This is a genomic window from Paenimyroides ummariense, from assembly GCF_900115115.1.
GTDB classification, from domain to species: domain Bacteria; phylum Bacteroidota; class Bacteroidia; order Flavobacteriales; family Flavobacteriaceae; genus Flavobacterium; species Flavobacterium ummariense.
Window position 1 is genome coordinate 1 of the sequence record NZ_FOVI01000070.1, and the last position, 1,379, is coordinate 1,379.

The window sequence follows — 1,379 nt, forward strand, 5'->3', positions numbered from 1 at the left end:
GCCTTTAGATTTGTTCTTTGAAAAATTCATAAATTTATTAACAACCAAAACTGGCAAAGTACACCATTCGCTCTGCAAAGCTTTTAGACTTATCCTCCGATCAGGACTTTGCCGGTTTTATTGAATCAGTATCAAATAGTTATTCAGTCTTTTAGGACTATTATCAAGGCTTGGATTAAAGGTTCAATAACTTGGTTGCTAACTTTAAAATGTTTTGTATGAGTAAATTTAATTATTTTTTGGGTATTGACGTATCAAAAGAATACTTTGATGCAGTAGTTCTTTTAAATAGTGATAAAAACAACACAGTCCACAATCAGTTTACTAACAATAACAAAGGGTTGAAAGAATTAATACATTGGTTAAAAAACCATCAAGCTAATCCAGAGAACACCTTGGTTTGTTTAGAACATACTGGATTGTACGGAAAAATCATCATTCACAACTTGCTTGCCAAAGAGTTTAAGGTTTGGGTTGAAATGTCGTTAAAAATCATTCGAAGTTTAGGTATTCAAAGAGGGAAAAACGACAAAATCGATGCTGAAAGAATAGCCTATTATGCTATGAAAAATCAAGAAGACGCACAGATTTATCAACCTCCAAGGGAAGTGGTTAGTAAAATCAGAAAACTTCTAACTCTTAGAGACCATTTGGTAAAAACCAAAGCAATGCTAGTTAAAAACACTAATGAATTAAAAGGTTTTGAACCCGAACTTGCCAAATTAAGCCAAAATTTTTCTAAAGCAACCATACAAGGAATTGAAAAAGACTTAAAAAGCATTGAACAACAATTAGATAAACTTATTAAAGAAGATGAAACAATTTCGAACCTTTTTGAAAAAACAACTTCGGTTGTAGGTGTTGGAAAAGTAACCGCTTTGTTTTTGATTTGTTTTACTAATGAGTTCACACTTTATGAAAACCCAAGGCAATTAGCCTGCTATTGCGGTGTTGTTCCTTTTGAATATAGTTCCGGAAAAAGTGTCCGAGCCAAACCAAAAGTGCATTATATGGCAAACAAAACACTAAAAAAACAACTACATATGTGCGCTTTATCTTGTATTTCGACAAAAGGCGAACTCAAAGATTATTTCGAGAGAAAAGTAGCTGAAGGTAAAAATAAAATGTTGGTAATAAACAATATAAGAAACAAACTAATCCACAGAATTTGCGCCTGTGTACGAGACAATAAAATTTACGACAGAAAGGTGGCTTAAATTTAGTAATAAAAAATAAATTTTCTTTTGAAAGGAAAGAAGTAAAAACTTCTTCCCCTTCGCAAGACTTATTTGTTTGTTCCAACGTAAAATTATTAAATTATTCGTAAAAAAAACAGTGAGAATTTTAACATTTTTTATTTTGAAAAACCATAGTTATCG

At 31.3% G+C, this 1,379-nt stretch carries 1 protein-coding gene; it reads left to right on the plus strand.

Annotation, left to right across the window (positions count from 1 at the left end):
• Positions 1-218: 218 nt before the first annotated feature.
• On the plus strand, positions 219-1,217 hold the full coding sequence (locus BM253_RS17095; RefSeq protein ID WP_091526698.1) for an IS110 family RNA-guided transposase: 999 nt from the start codon (positions 219-221) through the stop codon (positions 1,215-1,217).
• The last annotated feature ends 162 nt before the right edge of the window (positions 1,218-1,379 follow it).